The organism is Mesorhizobium sp. M0174, assembly GCF_040322275.1.
Taxonomy (GTDB): domain Bacteria; phylum Pseudomonadota; class Alphaproteobacteria; order Rhizobiales; family Rhizobiaceae; genus Mesorhizobium.
In genome coordinates this window covers 30,841-49,324 of record NZ_JAMYTB010000021.1, presented here as the reverse complement: position 1 = coordinate 49,324, position 18,484 = coordinate 30,841, and the positions used below count along the sequence as shown (strand labels likewise).

Below are 18,484 nucleotides of genomic sequence, written 5' to 3'. Positions count from 1 at the left end.
GCAAGCAGCTCCGGTCGTTCTAGAGGTGCGATTACACGAACGTTTACAGCAGTTCCGCCCGGCCAAATTTGACCATGTGGACAAAAGCCGGGCACCGTTCCATAGTTCCTTCGCCGATATTCCAGAGAAGAGAGCCGGCTCGACACGGCGCCAATCAGAGGGGCATGCAATGGACAACGGGAAGAGCAGAATCCAATCGAAACGCGAAGGGCTTTCGCGACGCAACGTGCTGGAGCTGGGCGCGCTCGGCCTGGCGGCGGCGATGCTGCCGAGGAGCGCCTTTGCCAAGACCAAGAAGCTGAAAGTGGCGGCGATCTTCGCCACGCCGATCGAGGAGCCGTGGGACAACCAGATCCATGTCGCCCTGCAGAAGGCCGAGAAGGAACTCGGCATCGAATACAAATGGTCGGAGAAGGTGCAGACCGCCGATTTCAGCCGTGTCATGCGCGAATATGCGCAGGGCGGCTATGAGCTGGTGCTGGGCGATGCCTTCGCCGCCGAGCGCGAATCGCGCAGGACCGCCAAGCAATTCCCGAAGACCGCCTTCCTGTTCGGCTCCGGCGCCGGGCCGGCCGAGCCGAATTTCGGGGTTTTCGACAACTGGATTCACGAGCCGGCCTATCTGTCCGGCATGATTGCCGGAAAAATGTCGAAATCGGGCACGATCGGCGCCGTCGCGGCGATGGGCATTCCGGAAGTGAACCGGCTGGTCAACGCCTTTTTTGCCGGCGCCAAGGAGGTCAATCCCAACATCAAGAAGAAGGTCGCCTTCATCGGCTCGTTCTTCGATCCGCCGAAGGCAAAGGAAGCTGCTGTCGCCCAGATCGACGCCGGCGTCGACGTCATCTATGCCGAGCGCTTTGGCGTCATCGAAGCGGCGGTCGAGAAGAAGATCCTCGCTATCTCCAACATGTCGGACCAATCGAGCCTCGGCCCCGACACCGTGATCACCGGGCCGGTCTGGGACATGTATCCGACGGTCGAGCAGGCAATCAAGCTGGTCAAGGCCGGCGTCTTCACGGCGCAGGATTACGGCGATTTCTCGCGCATGGCCAAGGGCGGCTCCTACCTCGCGCCCTACCACAAGTTCGACAAGACGCTGCCGGCCGAGGTCAAGGACTTGGTCGAAAAGAAGAAGGCCGAAATCCTCGACGGCAATTTCCGTGTCGATGTCGATGAGAATACGCCGGTCTCGGATTAGGTGCTTGCCCTCCCCCTCGTGGGGAGGGTGGCCCGCAGAGCCGGGTGGGGTCCGCGGCGACGCGCTCCATCTTTTTCAGTCAGAGGTCGAGGCAGTTGAGGTGACCCCTCCCGCCTCGCTTCGCTCGGCACCCTCCCCTCAAGGGGGAGGGATATCGGCGTCAACGCCACCAGGATCCCGCCTTGTCAACGCCTGCCCCTCTCATCGAAATGCGCGGCATCTCCAAGAGCTTTGGCGCCGTCAAGGCGAACGAAGCCGTCGATCTCAGCGTCGCGCCGGGTGAAATCCTCGGGCTGCTCGGCGAAAACGGTGCCGGCAAGACGACGCTGATGAATGTGCTGTTCGGCGCCTATGCGCCCGATGCCGGCGAGATCCTGGTGCAGGGCCGGCCGGTGACGATCAACAGTTCGGCCGATGCGCTTGCCGCCGGCATCGGCATGGTGCACCAGCATTTCCATCTCGCATCGCGGCTTTCGGTGCTGGAAAACCTCTTGATCGGTATTCCCGGCAGATCGGGCCGGATCGATCGTCCCGGCGGGCTGGCGCGGCTCGCCGAGATCGGCCGCCAGCACGGGCTGACGCTCGACCCGGACCTTCCCGTCTCGGCGCTGGCGGTCGGCGAGCAGCAGCGGCTCGAAATCGTCAAGGCGCTGTTTCGCGGCGCAAGGCTGCTGATCCTCGACGAGCCGACAGCGGTGTTGGCGCCGACAGAGGTCGACGGACTGTTTTCGGCGCTGCGCTCGATGGCGGCACAAGGGCTCGGCATCATCTTCATCTCGCACAAGCTCAACGAGGTGCGGGCGCTGACGCATCGCTGCGTCGTGCTCAGGCACGGGCGCGTCGCCGGCCGGGTCGATGCGCCGGCCAGCACGACGTCCTCGGAGATGGCGCGGCTGATGTGCGGCCACGAGATCGTGCCTCCGGCCAGAGGACCGTCGATGCCCGGTGCGGCCGTGCTGACCCTCGACGGTATCTCGACATCGCATCATTCCGGCATGGCGCTGCACGATGTTTCGCTGTCGGTTCGTGGCGGCGAGATCCTTGGCATCGCCGGCGTCTCCGGCAATGGCCAGCGCGCGCTTGCCGAGGTCATCTCCGGCGTGCGTGCGCCCGATGCCGGGAAGATGACCATAGCCGGCAAAGCGGTTTCGCGGTTCTCGCCGAGCACAGTCCAGGCGCTCGGCCTCGGCCGCATCCCGGAAGACCGCATGACGACAGGGCTGGTCACCAATCTGCCGCTTGCCGATTCCATGGTGCTGCCACGCATCGGCACGGCGGCGTTCAGCCGCAACGGCCTGCTCAAGCCGGATGCGATCCGCGCCTTCGCCGAGGCGCAGATCAAGGCCTACGACATACGTTGCCCCGGCCCGATGACGCGCGCCGGGGCGCTTTCCGGCGGCAATCTGCAGAAGGCGCTTCTGGCGCGCGAACTCGCCTTCGATCCAAAGGTGCTGATCGTTTCGCAGCCGACTCGCGGCCTCGACATCGGCGCCGCGCGCTTCATCCACGAAAAATTCCTCGACATGCGCGCCAAGGGCTGCGGCATCATCGTCATTGGCGAGGACCTGGAAGAGTTGCTGATGCTCTCGGATCGTATCGCGGTGATGTATGAGGGCCGCATCGTCGGCACGCTCGACAGTGCCGACGCCAGCGTCGCTAGACTCGGGTTGATGATGACCGGAGCGGAGGCGTGATGTTCCGTCTCGAGGCCCGCACCTCAACGCCCGCCTGGTTCAATCTGGCGCTGCCGCTGCTCGCAATCGGCGCGACGCTGATCCTGTGCAGCGGCCTCATCGCACTGGCCGGCGCCGGCGTCGTCGAGGCTTATGGCGTAATGTTTTCGGCGTCGCTGGGCGACAGCTACGCCGTCACCGAAACGCTGGTGCGTGCCACCCCGATGATCTTCACGGGACTGGCCGTGGCAGTCGCCTTCCGCGCCAAATTCTGGAATATCGGCGCCGAAGGGCAATTGCTGGCTGGTGCGGTGGCGAGCTGTGCCGTCGGTGCAATCCCGATGCCGGGGCCGCTCGCCATGCTGCTGATGGCGCTGGCGGGTGCCGCCGCCGGCGCGGCCGTCGCCCTGATCCCCGCCACGCTGCGGGTAAAATTCAGGGTCGATGACGTGGTCAGCTCGCTGCTGCTCAACTCGGTCATTTTCTACGCACTGATGGCGCTGATCGAGGGGCCATGGAAGGACAGTTTCAGCGGCTACCCGATCTCGCCGCCGATCGAGGATACGGCCAATTTCCCGGTACTCATCGAAGGCACGCGGCTGCATCTCGGCGTCGTCGCGGCGCTGGTCGCGGCACCCCTGATCTGGTTCGTGGTCGCGCGTACGACGCTCGGCTTCCGCATCAGGGTCACCGGCGAGAACCCGGAAGCCGCGCGCTATGGCGGCATCAATGTCGAGCGGGTGCTGATTTCGACGGCGCTGCTGTCTGGCGCATTGGCCGGCCTTGCGGGCGTCGGCGAGGTCGGCGGCGTGCATTTCCAGGTGATGAGTGACATCTCGCCGGGCTATGGCTATTCCGGCATCGTCGTCGCCATGCTGGCGAGGCTCAATCCGCTCGGCGTGGTGCCGGCGGCGATCTTCCTTGCCGCGGTGATGACCGGCGCCGAGGCGATGTCGCGGGCGACCGGCGTTCCGGCCTTCCTCAGCGATGTCATCCAGGGAACTGCGCTGCTCGCCATGCTGGTGGCGCTGCTGTTCACCGCCTATCGCATCCGTCGCGTGGGAATAGCCAAATGAGCGTGGTGCTGGAACAGATCTTCCAGGTCGGCTTCCTGGCCGCCATCATCCGCATCGCCACGCCGCTGGCCTTCGCGACGCTGGGCGAGATGTTCTCCGAGCGCGCCGGGGTGCTCAATCTCGGCATCGAAGGCATCATGCTTTTGTCGGCAATGACCGGCTTCACCGCGGCGAGCCTGGGCGGCAGCCTGTGGCTCGGCGTGCTTGCGGCGGTGCTGACCGGGGCGCTGATGGGTGCCGTGCATGCGCTGTTCACGGTAGCGCTCGGCCTCAGCCAGCATGTCTGCGGCATCGGCGTGACGCTGTTCTCGTCGGGCCTTGCCTATTTCCTCTACCGGCTGATCTTCGGCCAGCAATCGGTGCCACCGAACATCAAGGGGTTCGAGACGCTGCCGATCCCGATCCTGTCCGACGTACCGGTGCTTGGGCCGGCGGTGTTCAACCAGTTTTCGCTGGTCTACATGGCGATGCTGTCTATTCCCCTGGCCGCCTTCGTGCTCTACCGCACACCCTGGGGCCTGTCGGTCCGCATGGTCGGCGAAAACCCGCGCGCCGCCGATTCGGCCGGCGTCAGCGTCATCGCTACGCGCTTCCAGGCGGTGATCCTCGGCGGTGCCTTGATGGGACTGGCCGGTGCCTTCCTGTCGATGGCGCAATTCAACGCCTTCACCTTCGGCGTGGTTTCGGGGCGTGGCTGGGTGGCAATCGCGCTCGTCGTTTTCGGCCGCTGGGATCCGTGGCGATCGGCAGGCGCGGCACTGCTGTTTGCCTTCGTCGATGCCCTGCAGTTGCGCATGCAGGCGAGCGGGCTTGGCCATATCCCCTACGAGGCCTTCCTGATGCTGCCGTTCATCTTCACCATCGTCGCTATGGCGGTGATGTCGCGCAATGCGGTGGCCCCGTCGGCGCTGCTCAAGCCGTTCCGGCGCGAAGAGCGGTAGAGCGGCGCTCCGCTTTTCACATCGCCGTGAAGCCGTTGTCGACGAACAGATGCGCGCCGTTGACGAAGCTGGCCTCGTCGCTGGCCAGGAACAGGGCTGCCTTCGCGACCTCTTCCGGCTCGCCGATCCGCCCTTGTTGCGCCGCCATTGCCGCGTCGGAGACATCGACGCCGAGTTTGTCGAGATCGGCGACCTCGCGCAGGCCATGCGGTGTCCTGATGAACCCTGGACAGACCGCATTGCAGCGGATGTTGCGGTCGCGGAACTCGACGGCGATGGCACGCGCGAACATATGGCAGGCGCCCTTGGTGGTGTCGTAAAGCACCTCCATCGGCGTCGCCGCCACCGCCGAGATCGACGAGGTGCAGACGATGGAACCGCCGCCGGCGGCGATCATGCCGGGCAGCACGGCACGCGTCATCAGGAACATCGAACGCACATTGACGGCATGCAGCCAGTCCCATTCCTGCAGCGTGGTCTCCAGGAAGGGTTTGATGACGATGGTGCCGGCGTGGTTTAACAGAACCGTAACCGGGCCGAATTTTTCCGTCGCGCCCTTCACCGCCGCTTCGACCTGCGCCTCATCCGATACGTCGGCGACCCAGTGCTCGGCGACATGGCCGCGTTGCCTGATTACCGCTGCGGTAGCCGCCGCCGCTTCGCCGTTGCGGTCGACGATCGCCACCTTGGCGCCCTCGGCCGCGAAAAGCTCCGAGGCCGCACCGCCCATTCCCGTCGCGCCGCCCGAAATGATGGCGACCTTGCCGGCCAGTCTTGTGCCCATGGTATGCTCCCTGCTGCCTTGCCGTGACGTCGCGGCTTTCCGCTGAAGCGATGCTATCCCTCATCCATTGGATGGCCAAGGAGCCACAGACACATGGACCTGACGTTTCCTGCCGTCACCCCGGCATGCCGCAAAAGGCAGCGCTAAGCAGTAAAAGCACTAATGTGTCTATCATTTGGAGAAAATTGTTCTAAGGATCGCGCGAAAATAGCACTCGACAAAGTCTACTGATTTTATAGATTAAGCGCCGAGACGGAGGTCGATATGTCCTATAGCCAGAACGCTCAGACTGCCCGCAAAGGCCAAAGGCTGGGTTCCGACCAGGTGTGGCGGCCGGCCTACGCCGGCGCTTTCGCCTATCTCGTCTTTGCCCTTGCGTTTGTATTCACCGGGGCAGTGGTACTGGGGCTGATCCCCTGATTGTCAAGGCTCTGATCATCGAGGCTTCCTCGGGATAGCGGCCTGCCGTTTGCAGAAATTCCGGAGTTGATGAACCGAATGCCGGTGCGCTTTTGCGCGCCCTGATTCCAACGTGATGGAGGAGATGGCAATGCCGATCGAGTTCACGCATGTTCCCGGTAAGATCCACGCCACCAACGCCAGCTTTTTCTACGACTTTGTCGAGACCGCGACGAAGCTGTCACTGATCGAGGATGCCGGATTCCGGAAGATCGTCATCGACGACCAGGCCGGACTGCTGACCAATATGGACCTTGCCGCCCAGACGCTGGACCGGACCTCGTCCCTGGAGGTCGTGCTCACGCATTGGGCAGGCGTGATCGAACCAACCGTGGCGGCGCGGCAACTCGCTGCCCTCGACGCGAGAAGCGGTGGCCGGCTGTCGCTCAGGATGCTCAGCGAGCCGCTGAGCGACGACGATGCCGAGGCACGTCCGGCCGGCCACACAGTGGTCTGGCAACGCATCGATGAATATCTGGTGCTGCTGAAGCGGTTGTGGTCGAACGACAGGCCGTTCGACCATGAAGGCACCTTTTACAGCATCAAAGGCGGCTATGTGCCGCGCAAGGGGCCGCATGGTGCCGATGTGACCATCCGCATGGGCGGACAGTCGGGCACGGCGCTCAGGGTCGCGGGCAGGCATGCGGATGTGTTCGAGCTGGCGCCGGGCTCGCTTGCAGAAATCCGCCAGTCAATGGAGCGTGTACGCGGCGCTGCTGCCGAACACGGCCGGGCCGGCAAGCTGCGTTTCGCGCTTCCGGTCCGAATCCGTTCGGAAGACAAACCGGCCGCTTCCTGCCAGAAGGCGCTCGAACTTGCCGGGCCGCCGGCGCAGGTCGCGCTTTCGCTGCTTTCTTACGCCGCTTTGGGGATCAAGGAGTTCATGATCGTCGGCGTCGACAGGCCACGCGAGATTGCGACCGCCGGCCGCGAGGCGATCGCGCTCTTGCGCAATTCGCTGGCACGGCGCGAGGCCGATGTCCCTCAGCCGGGGGCGTTTGCGTCACGCGCGACACAGGGAGCACGCGCCGGCTGCTGAAGAGCCTCCGTCGTCCCGCGCCTTGGTGACGGGTCTACCACCATTCCGGGAAAGCCGCGTGAGCCGCCCTGACCAGCGTCGGTATTTCCTGATCGGGAACGGAGCTGTAGGGCCAGAGCAGTCGCGGCCCGAGCGGCGCCCAGCCGCCGGCCGCGGCCATCGCCTTATCGAGTGCTGCATCACCGACATTGTAACGGGTGCGAAACGGTAGGACATGTGCGGCGAGGAAGGCCTGTATGCGGGCCTCGACCTCGGCAGCGGCGGCCATGTCGGTGCGGATTATCTGCCACCACATCATCGCGCCCTTCGGGTTGAGGCAGGCAACGTTGGAATAGCTGCCATGGGCCCCTCCAGCATAGCCTGTTGCCAGCGTGTGGCCGGGGACGAAGACGGAAAATCCGTCCAGTTTGCGGCGCATGTCGGCATACCAGCCGGGGTCGCCGCCCGGCAGCTTGGCGCCGACCAGCGATGGCACGGCCGCACGCAGACTGGCGATGCCGTCGAGCGTCAGGTGGCGCTTGGCGTGCGGCGGATTGTAGAGCACCAGCGGCGTTTCAGGCGCGGCGTCGCACAGGCCGCCGGCAAAGCGCATGACCTCGTCGTCGCTGGGCGGCCACCAGTCGGGCAGCGTGAACTGCACCGCCGCCGGGCGAAGTCCGGCGACCCGCGTCAGCCGCTCCAGCGCGACGCGCGGATTGGACTGGCTGATGCCGATCTGGAAAGGAAGGCGCGCGCGGCCGGCTATGGTTGCGACCAACTCACAAAGCCGGTCGAATTCGGGCTCGGTCTGGCAATGGAACTCGCAGGCCGTGCCATTGGAAAAGACGCCGTCGACGCCTGAGGCGCAGAGCCGGGCGATCGTCTCTTCCGTCGCCTGCCAGTCGATCGCTCCGCGATCGTCGATGGCCAGCAGCACCGCGCCCCAGACGCCGCGCGGTGCGTGTGCGGGCAAGCGGGCCAGATGGTCGTCGAGGTCAGCGTCCACCGGCGATCTCGTGTTCGCGGCGGGTTTCGTTCGAGGCAAAGGCGGCCTCGATGATGGCGATCATCTTGCGCCCATAGGCACCGTCGACCGGCACCGGCGTGTCGTCGGCAATGGCATTGCGCATCGCGCGCCATTCGCGCACCAGCGCGTTATGCATCCAGTTCGGCTCAAAGGAACCGGGCAGCTCGGTCCAGACCGTCTCGCGGCCAAGCATGGTGCCGCGGTCCATGTCGATGCGCAGCGTTCCCCGCTCGCAGACCAGATCCATGGCATAGGTGGTGGCGCCGGTGCGATAGCCGACGCTCTGCACCTGGCCGATGCCGCCGCCGGCGAAGCGCAATCCGAGCAGAGCGCTATCGTCTGCTTCCTGGTCATGGAACTTGGCGCCGAGCATGCCGCTCACCGACACGACATCGTCATCCATCAGCCAGACCAGGCGATCGACCGCGTGGATGCCGGCCGTCAACAGCATGCCGCCGCCGGTCGCCTTGCGCAGATGCCAGTCGCGGCGATTGTGCTCCATCCACAGCTTGATGATCCAGCTCGATCCGGCGAGCGGCCGGCCGAGCTCGCCTTCCTCCAGAATTTGCCTGGCCGCCATGCAGGGCAGGGCGAAATGCATGAGGTGGGCGACCATCAGCTTGACGCCACCCTTGGCCACGGCGGCGTTGATCGCATCGCAGGCAGCCACCGTCGGCGCCATCGGTTTTTCGAGCAGGATATGCTTGCCGGCCTTTGCCGCGCCGATGGCCATTTCGGCATGGAGATGGTGCGGGCTGGCAATGAGGACCGCATCGACCTCCTTGTCGTCCAGCAGCCTTCGCCAGTCCGCGTAGCCGCGGCCGCCATGTTCAGCGGTGAATTGCTGCAGTGCGTCGACATTTCCTCGAGAGGCGGCGACGAGACGAATGCCGCCAACCTCACGGATTGCCCGCGCATGGCCTGCGCCGAAATCGCCGGCGCCGATAATTCCTATTCCAATCATGGTCCTGCCTTTTGATAAGCGGCGTCGATCAGCGACATCGCCGCAACATAATCCTCGATGGACACCGACGGAGGCGCCTTTCTGGCCAGCCGGTCAAGCGTGTCGCGCATGCACAGACGGTAGCGGGTTGCCGGCAATTCGACCGGCAGATCGACGATTGCCGCATCGTCGAGCGTGGCGCAGTTGGCACGATCACCGTGGTCGACCAGGGTCGCATTGGCAGCGACGATGCGCCATTCGAAGTCGCCACCGGGGCGCATCGAGGCAAAGGTGTAGCCGGCCTCGACGATGAACAGCGCGCCGGCCTCGTCTTCCAGCACCAGCAGCGCATGATCCTCGACCGGGCCCGGATGGATGCGGTTCGCGATCGAAACGGTCTTCAGGCCAAGCCTGCCGGTTGCGAGGCTGAGTGCAGCATCCACGCCGTGTATGCCGAGATTCCGCAACGCACCTCCACCACCAACCGCCGGGTCGACGACCCAGGCGACACCGTCGGCGATGTAGCGCCCAGGCGGGCCATTGACCAGCCGGAACTGGCAATGCGCCACCACACCGGCACGGCCCTGCCGGTGCAGCCGCTCAAAGGCGGCAACGGCCGGCCCGAAACGATTGGGCAGGGGCACAGCGACAAAGGCCTGGTGCTGTCGGGCGAGGTCGCGCAGCGCCATCAGTTCCCTCGTATGGCTGGCCGCCGGCTTCTCCAGGATCAGCGGTATCCCTGCCCCGATGATCGCACGTGCCCGCGCCGGCACCGTCGAAGGGTGCCCCATCAACAGGATCACGTCCGGCGGGCTGGAGAGTATCTCCGTGAAATCTTCAATAAACGGCAGGTCGTGGTGCGCGGCGAACGCATGCGCTTGGCCAGGATTCTCGTCCCAGTTACCGACGATCTCCGCACCGTAAAAGCGTGCGGCGTCGAGGTGCATTTCGGCATGCCAGTGGCTCGAACCGGCGAGGATTATCTTCATTCGGGAGCAACACGTCTGCTATGGGCTTGCAGGATATCCTACAAGTAGCTATACGACAAGCAGCGGGTAGGGTAGTCCAGGGGATGATGAAAGCAGTGGGATGGCGGAACTGAAGTCGATCGAACCGTTGAGCAGGCCGCCGCTCCTTCACGTCACCGTGCAGGAAAGCCTCAGGGCCTATATCGAAAGCAACCAGCTCAAGGCCGGCGATCCCTTGCCGCCGGAGACGTTCCTGGCGCAGCGGCTCGGCGTCGGCCGCAACTCCGTGCGGGAGGCCATCAAGGCGCTGGAATCGATCGGCATCCTGGAGACGCGACGCGGCATCGGCGTGTTCGTCAAGGAGTTCTCGTTCAAGCCGCTGCTGGACAACCTGGCCTACGGTTTGCAGGATTCGCTCCGCGACGTCGAAGAGCTGCGCGAAATCCGTCGCGTGCTGGAAACCGGCCTCATCGCCAAGACAATCGAGATGATCAGCGCCGATGACATCGAGGCGCTGCGCCAGTTGACCGAGCGCATGCGGCAACGTGCCGAGCGCCATGAGAGCTTCGCCGAAGAGGACCAGCAATTCCATCAGCTGCTGTTCCGCTGCCAGAACAATCGCATGCTGAGCGCGCTGATCGACATCTTCTGGATGGCGTTCAACAAGGCCTCGAATTTCGCCAATCTCGATAATCCGACGCCGCTGGCGACATGGCGCGACCATAACGAGATCGTCGAGGCCGTCGCCGCCAAGGATGTCGACCAGGCGCGTCGGCGGCTCGACGACCATTACCGGGGAATCCAGCAGGTTATCGCCAAGAACCGAACACCCTGAACATGCCAAGGGAGGAAACCATGCGCATCAGGACCACCGCATTCTCTATCGCAGGGCTGCTGCTCGCCAGCATTGCCCCAGTGACCAGCGTCCAGGCACAAAACGCCAAAACCATCGCCGGCGGCTTCGACGTCGGTCCCGGCGGCTTTCCCAAGAACTTCAACCCGCTGGTCGCGACCGGCGGCTACACCTGGCTCAGCACCTATTTTGAACCGCTGGTCATCTACAATGCCGGGCTGACCGAGATCGAAGGCGACCTCGCCAAGGACTACAAGATCAGCGACGACCAGCTGAGCTATACGTTCAACCTGGTCAACGAGACTTGGCACGACGGCAAGCCGTTCACCTCGAAGGACGTCAAGTTCACGCTCGAGCTTGCCAAGAACAAGGCCTCCGGCAGCCTGTTTGCAGCCCGTCTCGCCGATATCGCCTCGGTCGATGCGCCGGATGACCACACCGCAGTGGTGAAGCTATCGAAACCGAACGGATCGTTTCTATCGATCCTCTCGCAGCTGATGATCCTGCCGGAGCATGCCCGGGCCACCCTGTCGCCGGAATCGCTGGCGACCAGCACCTGGTGGTCGACCACTCCGGTCGGCACCGGCCCGTTCAAGTTCAAACGCTACGTGAGCGACCAATATGTCGAGCTGGCAGCCGACGACGACTATCGCAGCGGCAAGCCGAAGGTAGACGTGCTCATCAACCGCTATTTCGAGTCACCGGCGGCGGCCGTCGCCGCGCTCCGTGCCGGCGAAATCCAGTTCACCTATGTCGAGCCCGACGATGCGGCCTCCTTCAAAAGCGACAGCAATTTCAAAGTGATCGAAGGTGCCTCCTACGTGGTCAACTATATCGGCCTGAATCAGAAGGTCGACCTGTTCAGGGATATCCGTGTCCGCCAGGCGATCATGTACGCGATCGACCGCAACGCCATCATAAACAGCCTCTATGGCGGTGCCGCCAAGCCGGCCAATTGCGGCTATGTCGCGCCGCATCTCGTTCCCCAGGGTCTCGAACCATATGCCTACGATCCGGCCAAGGCCAAGGCGCTGCTGACCGAGGCGGGCTGGGACAAGATCAACGGCGACAAACCGATCACCCTGCTGACCTATTACGGCTCGCCGCAAGCGGCCAACGTGATGGCCGCCATTCAGTCGATGCTGGCCGAAGTCGGCATTAACGTGGTGCCGCGCGTCGTCGATACGCCGACCTATAACGGCATCGTCTACAAACAAGGCACGCCGGACTGGAATGGCTTTCCGATGGTCTATGCCGGCCTGCAGAACGGCCCCAATCCGGCCAGCCTCAACCCCGGCCTCAACAAGTCGCAGATCCCGCCGGCAGGCTTCAACACCATGCGCATCGAATTCGACGATCTGAGCACTGCGTTGGACACCGCCCTCGGCCAGACCGATCCGGCCAAGATCGATCAATCCTGGCAGGAGGTCTGCAAGGTGATGAACAAGGACCTGCCCTGGGCAACGCTGTGGGTGGCCAACCGCTATGGCGTGGCCTCCAACAAGCTGCGTGACTTCGTCTGGACGCCGGCGCCGGGCGGCGGCCCCTACGCAGCTCACCCGGAGCGCTGGGATATCCAGTAAGAACCCCGCAACGAAGCGAGCAGGCGGACCACTTTGGCGCCGCCTGCCACCGCCACGGATAGCCCATGTTGAGCTTCATTGCCCGCCGCAGCGCGACAGGATTGCTGATGCTGGTCGCGCTCAGCGTCCTCATCTTCATCCTGTTGCGGCTGGCGCCGGGCGATCCGATCGACGCCTATATCAACCCGTCGGTGCCGATGTCCGCCTCCGATCTCGAGGGGCTGCGCGAACGGCTTGGGCTCGACCGGCCGCTTCCCGTGCAATATCTGGCCTGGCTGCGCGCGGCGCTGGGCGGCGACTTCGGCTTTTCGATCCAGCGCAGCGGCGTCGCCGTGCTGCCGCTGGTCATGGAGCGCATCGGCCCGACCGCGCTGCTGATGGGCACGGGCCTGGCGATCGCCATCGTGCTCGGCATTTCCGCCGGCATTTTCAGTGCGGTGCGCCGTAACGAACCGTCCGACATCGCGCTGTCGGTGCTGTCGTTTATCGGTATCTCCAGCCCGGCTTTTCTGACGGCGCTGCTTGGCCTCTATTTTTTCTCGGTGCTGCTGCGCTGGGCGCCGTCCGGCGGCATGCAGACCGCGGGTGCGCCGTTCTCGATGACGGACGTGCTTGCGCACCTCATCCTGCCCGCTTGCCTGCTGTCCATCGGCCATGCCGCGCTGATCATGCGCTACATGCGCGCTTCGCTGCTGGAAGTGCTCAACCAGGATTACGTGCGGACGGCGCGTGCCAAGGGCGTGCGCGAGTTCTGGGTTATCATCAAGCATGCAACCCGCAACGCGCTCTTGCCGGTCATCACGCTGATCGGCTCGACCGTCGGCATCGCCATCGGCGGCGCCATCTTCCTGGAAAGCGTGTTCAATTGGCCGGGCATGGGACTGCTTCTGGTCAATGCCGTTGGCACTCGCGATTACCCGGTGATCATGGGCGCCACGCTGGTGATCGGCGTTTGCGTCATCCTGGTCAACCTGGTGACCGACGTCGTCTATGCCGTCGTCGACCCGCGCATTCAGGTGGCGTGATGGCAATCACTGCGCCGGACCCAACGGTCGACCCGACAGCCTTACCGCAGACCAAGGGGCCGCTCCGCCGCGCGTTCGACCGCTTTTTCGAAAACCGCGCGGCGCGTGCCGGGCTTTTGATCGTCATCCCGATCCTGCTGGCGGTTTCGACCTATCCTTTGTGGTGGCCGTTCGGCCCGAACGCCATCGACCTCAGGGCGATGAACAAGGCGCCGTCGGCCATTCATTGGCTGGGTAGCGACGGCGTCGGGCGTGACGTCATGGCCCGGTTGCTGCAAGGTGGGCGGATCTCATTGCTGGTGGCCGTCTGCTCGGTCGCCATATCGACCGTCATAGGCTTCCTGGTCGGCGCCGTCGCCAGCTTTGGCGGGCGCCTCGTCGACGGCACGGTGATGCGCTTGGTCGATCTGGCGATGACGCTGCCGCCGGTGATCTTCCTGCTGGTGCTGGCATCGATTGCCGGCACCGGCATCGCGCCGACCATACTGGTGATCTCGCTGCTCTCCTGGCCGGTGCTGTCGCGCATGGTGCGCGCCCGGCTGCTCGAACTGCGCGAGCGCGATTTCGTCGTTGCCGCCCGCGGCATGGGCGCGGGGCTGCCGCATCTGCTGTTCCGGCACGGCCTGCCCAATTGCATCGATATCCTGGTCGTCTATGCCACCTTGCAGATCGCCAACGCCATCCTGCTCGAGGCTGGCCTGTCCTTCCTCGGCCTCGGCATCGCGCCGCCCGAAGCCAGCTGGGGCAACATGCTCAATCTCGCCCGCTCCACCGTCGTGCTTGAAAATTATCCGTGGCAATGGATGTTCCCAGGCGCCGCGCTGGTGCTCACGGTGCTCGCCATCAACTTCATCGGCGACGGCCTGCGCGATGCATTCGATCCCCGCTCCGATCTCAACTGACCTCGAAGGTTCATCAAAATGCCCCTGTTTACCGGCGTCGTCCCACCTGTCGTCACCCCGCTCAATGCCGATTTCAGCGTCGATTTCCCGTCGTTCACGCGCACCATCGAGAATCTGCTCGACGGCGGCATCCACGGGTTGTTCGTGCTGGGCTCGACCAGCGAGGTGGTCTTCCACGACGAGGCAGGCCGCAGGGCCATCCTCGAGCACGCGGTCAAGGTCAATAACGGCCGGGTTCCGATCTTCGCCGGTGTTATCGACCCGACGACCGACCGCGTCATCAACCACGCCCGCATCGCCAGATCGGCCGGTGCCGACGCCATCGTCGTCACCGCGCCGTTTTATACCCGCACCAGCCAGCCCGAGATCGGCGATCACTTCCGCTACATCAAAGATGCGATCGACATTCCGGTCATCGCCTACGACATCCCGGTCTGCGTGCACGTCAAGCTGGAGCGCAAGACCACGGTCGGTCTCGCCAGGGAAGGAGCCATTGCGGGTATCAAGGATTCCAGCGGCGATGACGGCAATCTGCGTTACGTGCTCAAGGACATGGCCGACGATCCCAGTTTTTTCGGCATGACCGGTTCCGAGATCCTGGTCGACAGCGTGCTGGCGATGGGTGCGCATGGCGTCGTGCCGGGCCTCGCCAATGTCGACCCGCATGGTTATGTCAGGCTGTGGAAGCTGACGCAGGCGGGCCAGCTTGCCGAAGCCCGCCTGGAGCAGGAGCGGTTGTTGAAACTGTTCGAGATCGTCTGGATCTCGCTCGGCAGGACCAGCGCCGGCTCGGCCGGCGTCGGCGCCTTCAAGGCGGCGATGAAGAGCCTCGGCATCATCGCCTCGAACACCATGGCGCGGCCGCAGCGCAGCCTGAACGACGAGGAAACCGCAAAGATCGACATGATCCTTCGCGATGTGGGGCTGCTCCGCTGAGCGCCACGCCGATCCTGTCGATTTCCGGCCTGCGCGCGGTGTTCCGCATTGCGGGGCGCGACATCGCGGCGGTAAGGGATGTCAACCTGACGATCGGCTCCGGCGAGACCGTGGCGCTCGTTGGCGAATCCGGATCGGGCAAGTCCGTCACCAGCCTGTCGATCATGGGATTGCTGCCGAAAGGGGTCGGACATATCGCCGAGGGGTCGATCGCGCTGCGGCGCAAGAACGGCACGCTCACCGAACTGACCAGCCTCGATGCCGAGTCGCTGCGCAAGATACGCGGCAACGAGATCGGCATGGTGTTCCAGGAGCCGATGGCCAGCCTCAACCCGGTCTACACGATCGGCGAGCAGATCGCCGAACCGATCCGCATCCATCTCGGCAAATCGCACCGCGAGGCAGAAGCAGACGCGGTGCGGCTGCTGGAACAGGTCGGCATTCCCGATCCGAAGCGGCGGGCGCGGCAGTATCCGCACGAACTTTCGGGCGGGATGCGCCAGCGCGCTACCATCGCCATGGCCCTGTCCTGCGATCCGGGCTTGCTGATCGCCGACGAGCCGACCACCGCGCTTGACGTCACCATCCAGGCCCAGATCCTCGATCTTTTGGCCGAGCTGCAGGCGCAGCGCGGCATGGGCATCCTGTTCGTCACCCACAATCTCGGCGTCGTCGCCGAAATCGCCGACCGGGTAGCGGTGATGTATGCCGGGCGTATCGTCGAAACAGGTCCGGTGAGCGAAGTGTTCACCCGTCCGCGCCATCCCTACACCGCCGGGCTGATGCGCTCGGTGCCGCGGCTCGGCCAGGCCACGGCGCTGAAGCTGGCGGGCACGCCGCTGCCGACCATTGCCGGGAATGTTCCGTCGCTCGCGTTGCTGCCCAAAGGCTGTTCCTTCGCGCCACGCTGCCCGATGGCTATCGCTGCCTGCCGTGCCGCGGTCCCGCCCTTGTTTGCGGCGACGCCGACCCAGCAAAGCCGCTGCCTGCGTTGGGAGGAGCTCTGATGGCCGACGTTCCCTTCCTTTCGGTCAAAAACCTGACCAAGCATTTTGCGCCGACAGCGTTCTCGCGTGGCCCGGTGGTCAGGGCGCTGGAGGACATTTCCTTCGATGTCAGGCGTGGCGAGGTGGTTGGCCTGGTCGGCGAGTCCGGCTCCGGCAAGACCACGATCGGCCGCTCGGTGCTGCGTCTGATCGAGCCGACATCCGGCCAAATCACCTATGACGGCACCGATATCACCAGGCTGGGTGCCGCCCAGCTGCGCCGCCAGCGTCGCAAGATGCAGTATATTTTCCAGGATCCCTTCGCCAGCCTGTCGCCGCGCATGACGATAGGGCAGATCCTCACCGAAGGCCTTGACATTCAAGCCATTGGCAAGAGGTCCGAGCGGCGGGCGAAGGCCGCGAAGGCACTTGCCGCGGTTGAGTTGCCGTTCGACGCCTATGACCGCTACGCCCATGAATTCTCGGGCGGCCAGCGCCAGCGCATCGGCATCGCCCGGGCGCTGACGCTCGAGCCGGAATTCATCGTCGCCGACGAGCCGGTCTCGGCACTCGACGTCTCGATCCAGGCGCAAATCATCAATTTGTTGCGCGACCTGCAGCTCCGGCTCGGCCTGACCATGCTGTTCATTTCGCACGATCTGGCCGTCGTCGAGTACATCTGCGACACGGTCATCGTGCTCTATCTCGGGCGCATCATGGAGGTTGCGCCGGCGGCCGAGCTTTATGCCCGACCGCAGCATCCCTACACGCGTGCGCTGCTGTCAGCCATTCCATCGCTCGATCCGCTGGCGAGGCAAGGCCGGCAGGTGCTCAAAGGCGATATTCCCAGTCCGGCGAACCCGCCGTCGGGCTGTGTTTTCCGAACCCGTTGCCCGTTCGCGCTGGAGGCTTGCGCCGCGGCCGTGCCGCCACTGAGGGCGACAGCCGACGGCCATCTGAAGGCCTGCATTCGCGACGACATCGCTTAGGAATAATTGCCCAGACAACGGTCGAACAGGTCCCCAATCCCAGGCGTTCATCGACATCCACCGCCTGGTTTCACCAAGCTGTTATTGTCGTTCCCCGTCATTGAAACGTCAGCGATGCCGACCCATATGCACGCTGCGCCGGATGTTTCCTCCCATTCGTCCGGCGCGTTCCCCTCTGAAGGTTTTCGACCTTCACATCTGGCCGGGCTTTGCAGCCCGGCCTTTTTTCTACGGGGTTGGTTAGCGAGCCGAGATCATGGCGCGGGCGTGCCCAGCGTATCGATGCGTTTCACCAGCGCCGCGGGATCGCCAAGCACACGGACCGTCTTCAGCCGAGCGGTGCCGCCGGCGACGATCGAGACGGCCGAAGCGGCCACGCCAAGCGCCTTGGCGACCAGCCTTTCCAGCGCTCGATTGGCGGCGCCGTTTTCCGGCACGGCGCGGACGCGAGCCTTCAGATGGCTTCGCCCATCCGCGGTCGTTTCGGGCCCCTCGAGCCTGTCCATTGCCGCTTTCGGCGTCAGCCGGACGAACAGGTCGATGCCGTCGGCGCGCGTGCGGAACGGCGCACTCATGGACGCCCTGGGCTCAGACGACCAGCGAAAGCACGGTGGTGAGCAGGAACTGCCGGATGAAGAACAGGATCAGCAGCAGGATGATCGGCGAGATGTCGATGCCGCCGAGGTCGGGCATGAAGCGGCGGATCGGCCGAAGCGCCGGCTCGGTCAGCCGATAGAGCATGTTGCTGATGGTGTCGACGAACTGGTTGCGGGAGTTGACGACGTTGAAGGCGTAGAGCCAGGAAAATATCGCCGAGGCGATGATGATCCACCAGTAAAGGTCAAGCGCCATGACAATGGTCTGAATGAGGGCGATCATGCCGGTCTCCGATTGTTGCCGACATGTAGCCACTGTAGGGGAAAGCGGCAAGAGCCGCGTTCTGCCGCATGGGCGAGGGCGTACGAACGGCCGAGCGGCATTTCGGCAGCAAGCGCAGCCTTGACAGGAAACCGCAGCGGCCGATAAAAGCCCCATCCGCTGGACGGGGCTGTAGCTCAGCTGGGAGAGCGCGTCGTTCGCAATGACGAGGTCAGGAGTTCGATCCTCCTCAGCTCCACCA

At 64.4% G+C, this 18,484-nt stretch carries 19 protein-coding genes and 1 tRNA gene; 14 read left to right on the top strand and 6 right to left on the bottom strand.

Annotated elements, in window-relative coordinates; all coding sequences use genetic code 11:
* Positions 1-169: 169 nt before the first annotated feature.
* The 4 genes from NKJ13_RS26180 (at position 170) to NKJ13_RS26165 (ending at position 4,891) form a co-directional block, all read left to right on the top strand.
* The gene (locus NKJ13_RS26180) at positions 170-1,201 is read left to right on the top strand and encodes a BMP family protein (RefSeq protein ID WP_352509104.1); all 1,032 of its coding nucleotides are present in this window, start codon (positions 170-172) and stop codon (positions 1,199-1,201) included.
* A 209-nt stretch (positions 1,202-1,410) separates the two neighbouring features.
* On the top strand, positions 1,411-2,895 hold the full coding sequence (locus tag NKJ13_RS26175; protein WP_502896211.1) for an ABC transporter ATP-binding protein: 1,485 nt from the start codon (positions 1,411-1,413) through the stop codon (positions 2,893-2,895).
* The gene (locus NKJ13_RS26170) at positions 2,895-3,950 is read left to right on the top strand and encodes an ABC transporter permease (RefSeq protein WP_352509103.1); all 1,056 of its coding nucleotides are present in this window, start codon (positions 2,895-2,897) and stop codon (positions 3,948-3,950) included. Before NKJ13_RS26175 ends, NKJ13_RS26170 begins: the two co-directional genes overlap by 1 nt.
* Complete coding sequence (locus NKJ13_RS26165) at positions 3,947-4,891, top strand: ABC transporter permease (RefSeq protein WP_352509102.1); 945 nt, start codon at positions 3,947-3,949, stop codon at positions 4,889-4,891. Before NKJ13_RS26170 ends, NKJ13_RS26165 begins: the two co-directional genes overlap by 4 nt.
* 16 nt (positions 4,892-4,907) lie before the next feature.
* On the opposite strand, the gene NKJ13_RS26160 is transcribed toward NKJ13_RS26165, so the two are convergent.
* Positions 4,908-5,675: an SDR family NAD(P)-dependent oxidoreductase gene (locus NKJ13_RS26160; RefSeq protein ID WP_352509101.1), complete on the bottom strand. Its 768-nt coding sequence runs from the start codon at positions 5,673-5,675 to the stop codon at positions 4,908-4,910.
* Positions 5,676-5,939: 264 nt separating this feature from the next.
* Between NKJ13_RS26160 and NKJ13_RS26155 the strand changes: the two genes are divergently transcribed.
* On the top strand, positions 5,940-6,095 hold the full coding sequence (locus tag NKJ13_RS26155) for a hypothetical protein (RefSeq protein ID WP_023678176.1): 156 nt from the start codon (positions 5,940-5,942) through the stop codon (positions 6,093-6,095).
* A gap of 130 nt (positions 6,096-6,225) precedes the next feature.
* On the top strand, positions 6,226-7,173 hold the full coding sequence (locus tag NKJ13_RS26150) for an LLM class flavin-dependent oxidoreductase (protein ID WP_352509100.1): 948 nt from the start codon (positions 6,226-6,228) through the stop codon (positions 7,171-7,173).
* A gap of 34 nt (positions 7,174-7,207) precedes the next feature.
* On the opposite strand, the gene NKJ13_RS26145 is transcribed toward NKJ13_RS26150, so the two are convergent.
* The 3 genes from NKJ13_RS26145 to NKJ13_RS26135 are packed head-to-tail and all read right to left on the bottom strand — an operon-like array spanning position 7,208 to position 10,111.
* Complete coding sequence (locus NKJ13_RS26145) at positions 7,208-8,158, bottom strand: dihydrodipicolinate synthase family protein (RefSeq protein ID WP_352690278.1); 951 nt, start codon at positions 8,156-8,158, stop codon at positions 7,208-7,210.
* A complete protein-coding gene (locus tag NKJ13_RS26140) occupies positions 8,148-9,143 on the bottom strand; it encodes a Gfo/Idh/MocA family protein (protein WP_352509092.1) in 996 nt (331 codons plus the stop codon). Before NKJ13_RS26140 ends, NKJ13_RS26145 begins: the two co-directional genes overlap by 11 nt.
* Positions 9,140-10,111, bottom strand: coding sequence for a Gfo/Idh/MocA family protein (locus NKJ13_RS26135; RefSeq protein WP_352741060.1), 972 nt, complete (start codon positions 10,109-10,111; stop codon positions 9,140-9,142). Before NKJ13_RS26135 ends, NKJ13_RS26140 begins: the two co-directional genes overlap by 4 nt.
* 100 nt (positions 10,112-10,211) lie before the next feature.
* On the opposite strand from NKJ13_RS26135, the gene NKJ13_RS26130 reads away from it, so the two are divergent.
* The 7 genes from NKJ13_RS26130 (at position 10,212) to NKJ13_RS26100 (ending at position 17,364) form a co-directional block, all read left to right on the top strand.
* Positions 10,212-10,925: a FadR/GntR family transcriptional regulator gene (locus NKJ13_RS26130; RefSeq protein WP_352701282.1), complete on the top strand. Its 714-nt coding sequence runs from the start codon at positions 10,212-10,214 to the stop codon at positions 10,923-10,925.
* Positions 10,926-10,945: 20 nt separating this feature from the next.
* A complete protein-coding gene (locus NKJ13_RS26125) occupies positions 10,946-12,526 on the top strand; it encodes an ABC transporter substrate-binding protein (protein WP_352741056.1) in 1,581 nt (526 codons plus the stop codon).
* Positions 12,527-12,591: 65 nt separating this feature from the next.
* Positions 12,592-13,551, top strand: a complete 960-nt coding sequence (locus NKJ13_RS26120; RefSeq protein WP_352701284.1) for an ABC transporter permease — start codon at positions 12,592-12,594, stop codon at positions 13,549-13,551.
* Positions 13,551-14,453, top strand: coding sequence for an ABC transporter permease (locus tag NKJ13_RS26115; protein WP_352701285.1), 903 nt, complete (start codon positions 13,551-13,553; stop codon positions 14,451-14,453). The genes NKJ13_RS26120 and NKJ13_RS26115 overlap by 1 nt, the downstream gene beginning before the upstream one ends.
* Before the next feature lie 18 nt (positions 14,454-14,471).
* On the top strand, positions 14,472-15,389 hold the full coding sequence (locus tag NKJ13_RS26110) for a dihydrodipicolinate synthase family protein (protein ID WP_352741055.1): 918 nt from the start codon (positions 14,472-14,474) through the stop codon (positions 15,387-15,389).
* On the top strand, positions 15,386-16,396 hold the full coding sequence (locus NKJ13_RS26105; RefSeq protein WP_352741061.1) for an ABC transporter ATP-binding protein: 1,011 nt from the start codon (positions 15,386-15,388) through the stop codon (positions 16,394-16,396). Before NKJ13_RS26110 ends, NKJ13_RS26105 begins: the two co-directional genes overlap by 4 nt.
* Positions 16,396-17,364: an ABC transporter ATP-binding protein gene (locus tag NKJ13_RS26100; RefSeq protein WP_352649422.1), complete on the top strand. Its 969-nt coding sequence runs from the start codon at positions 16,396-16,398 to the stop codon at positions 17,362-17,364. The genes NKJ13_RS26105 and NKJ13_RS26100 overlap by 1 nt, the downstream gene beginning before the upstream one ends.
* Positions 17,365-17,618: 254 nt before the next feature.
* Here the strand turns inward: NKJ13_RS26100 and NKJ13_RS26095 are convergent, their stop codons facing one another.
* Both NKJ13_RS26095 and NKJ13_RS26090 read right to left on the bottom strand, forming a co-directional pair.
* Positions 17,619-17,939, bottom strand: a complete 321-nt coding sequence (locus NKJ13_RS26095) for a DUF167 family protein (RefSeq protein WP_352741051.1) — start codon at positions 17,937-17,939, stop codon at positions 17,619-17,621.
* A 13-nt stretch (positions 17,940-17,952) separates the two neighbouring features.
* The gene (locus NKJ13_RS26090) at positions 17,953-18,243 is read right to left on the bottom strand and encodes a YggT family protein (protein WP_023678162.1); all 291 of its coding nucleotides are present in this window, start codon (positions 18,241-18,243) and stop codon (positions 17,953-17,955) included.
* 165 nt (positions 18,244-18,408) lie between these two features.
* Between NKJ13_RS26090 and NKJ13_RS26085 the strand changes: the two genes are divergently transcribed.
* Positions 18,409-18,484 (top strand) — tRNA-Ala (locus NKJ13_RS26085).

Bases quoted from the DNA above. Each gene is read 5' to 3' on its own strand.
- NKJ13_RS26180 (WP_352509104.1), top strand. From the start codon at position 170: ATGGACAACGGGAAGAGCAGAATCCAATCGAAACGCGAAGGGCTTTCG.
- NKJ13_RS26175 (WP_502896211.1), top strand. From the start codon at position 1,411: ATGCGCGGCATCTCCAAGAGCTTTGGCGCCGTCAAGGCGAACGAAGCC.
- NKJ13_RS26170 (WP_352509103.1), top strand. From the start codon at position 2,895: ATGTTCCGTCTCGAGGCCCGCACCTCAACGCCCGCCTGGTTCAATCTG.
- NKJ13_RS26165 (WP_352509102.1), top strand. From the start codon at position 3,947: ATGAGCGTGGTGCTGGAACAGATCTTCCAGGTCGGCTTCCTGGCCGCC.
- NKJ13_RS26160 (WP_352509101.1), bottom strand. From the start codon at position 5,675: ATGGGCACAAGACTGGCCGGCAAGGTCGCCATCATTTCGGGCGGCGCG.
- NKJ13_RS26155 (WP_023678176.1), top strand. From the start codon at position 5,940: ATGTCCTATAGCCAGAACGCTCAGACTGCCCGCAAAGGCCAAAGGCTG.
- NKJ13_RS26150 (WP_352509100.1), top strand. From the start codon at position 6,226: ATGCCGATCGAGTTCACGCATGTTCCCGGTAAGATCCACGCCACCAAC.
- NKJ13_RS26140 (WP_352509092.1), bottom strand. From the start codon at position 9,143: ATGATTGGAATAGGAATTATCGGCGCCGGCGATTTCGGCGCAGGCCAT.
- NKJ13_RS26135 (WP_352741060.1), bottom strand. From the start codon at position 10,111: ATGAAGATAATCCTCGCCGGTTCGAGCCACTGGCATGCCGAAATGCAC.
- NKJ13_RS26130 (WP_352701282.1), top strand. From the start codon at position 10,212: ATGGCGGAACTGAAGTCGATCGAACCGTTGAGCAGGCCGCCGCTCCTT.
- NKJ13_RS26125 (WP_352741056.1), top strand. From the start codon at position 10,946: ATGCGCATCAGGACCACCGCATTCTCTATCGCAGGGCTGCTGCTCGCC.
- NKJ13_RS26120 (WP_352701284.1), top strand. From the start codon at position 12,592: ATGTTGAGCTTCATTGCCCGCCGCAGCGCGACAGGATTGCTGATGCTG.
- NKJ13_RS26115 (WP_352701285.1), top strand. From the start codon at position 13,551: ATGGCAATCACTGCGCCGGACCCAACGGTCGACCCGACAGCCTTACCG.
- NKJ13_RS26110 (WP_352741055.1), top strand. From the start codon at position 14,472: ATGCCCCTGTTTACCGGCGTCGTCCCACCTGTCGTCACCCCGCTCAAT.
- NKJ13_RS26100 (WP_352649422.1), top strand. From the start codon at position 16,396: ATGGCCGACGTTCCCTTCCTTTCGGTCAAAAACCTGACCAAGCATTTT.
- NKJ13_RS26095 (WP_352741051.1), bottom strand. From the start codon at position 17,939: ATGAGTGCGCCGTTCCGCACGCGCGCCGACGGCATCGACCTGTTCGTC.
- NKJ13_RS26090 (WP_023678162.1), bottom strand. From the start codon at position 18,243: ATGATCGCCCTCATTCAGACCATTGTCATGGCGCTTGACCTTTACTGG.